General features: G+C 40.6%; 1 protein-coding gene. It reads left to right on the top strand.

The window, feature by feature from the left end; all coding sequences use genetic code 11:
* Positions 1-215 precede the first annotated feature (215 nt).
* Positions 216-413 (top strand): hypothetical protein, encoded by a 198-nt coding sequence (locus tag R7Z50_RS25345; RefSeq protein WP_169608343.1) that lies wholly within the window; start codon positions 216-218, stop codon positions 411-413.
* Positions 414-935: the final 522 nt, after the last annotated feature.

The following is a 935-nucleotide window of genomic DNA, read 5'->3' as shown; positions in this document are numbered from 1 at the left end:
AATACATACTATTTGAATCTTGAGCGCTTGGGGTTAACTACACAATCTAAAATAGTCCCAATAGAGGGATACATAGCTCAAGATGGGACTAAGTGGTCTTGTGCTGCTGATTATTGGAAGTCTAGACAGCAAACAATTTAAATTCATAAACGCCATGCATTCAGAGTGCAATCTGAATGCATGGCTAATCATAACTAGCTTACAAGGGGCTAATCATGACTAACTCACATCCTATTGAAAAGGACGTGTTTTACAACCGTCTGTCGCAATTAATTGCATCAACTGATTTAAATCCAGTCGACCGCGTTTTATTTCTCGCCACTTTTGAATCTTGGTACAACTTTCAAAGTTACGCCGTATATCAGTCCATCTCCGAAAAGGCTATTCAAGCTTTGGAGGAATGTTATGCGTAGTACTGATTGGGAGAACGCTGTTAAATTCTTTGCTCCAATTTCTAGGAGTAGTCGAATACATCCTAACTTTATCTTTAGATTTCAACACTTAGCATTAAGTGAGGGTCGAGCTGCTGAAATAGCTTGTGTCGATTTGGATCAAATCCATCGATGGGATGACGGTGAGGAAATCCCCCCTACCATTCGTAGGCTTTGGGCTCTTGAGTCTGGGCGCTATCTTCCTGATGTTACGGGGTTTTCTAAGTGGGCATTTAAGTCTGGTCATATTGTTACACCTGATGGAGCTACCTACTCTGAGGGGCAACTTCGCCACGCTCTTTTTCTGTTAGATCAGGTCTTATAAATAGCTCTGTTGGGAAATAAAAATTTGGGAGCCTTGTGCTCCCTTTTTTTGTTTCTCAATTGAGCCGACAAGCGGAAACATTCTTGATTTTTGTTACCTAATTCAAATCCGCGCGTCAGCTTCACAAATATGTATAAATACGTCTTTTTACATATCTATCTGGTTGTTAGCTGCAAACG

The organism is Vibrio sp. 1249-1 (assembly GCF_033340495.1).
Note: the sequence above shows the minus strand (reverse complement) of the source record. Positions and strands in the feature narration are given on the sequence as shown.

Excerpts from the sequence above, each read along its gene's own strand:
- R7Z50_RS25345 (WP_169608343.1), top strand. The coding sequence starts at position 216 with ATGACTAACTCACATCCTATTGAAAAGGACGTGTTTTACAACCGTCTG.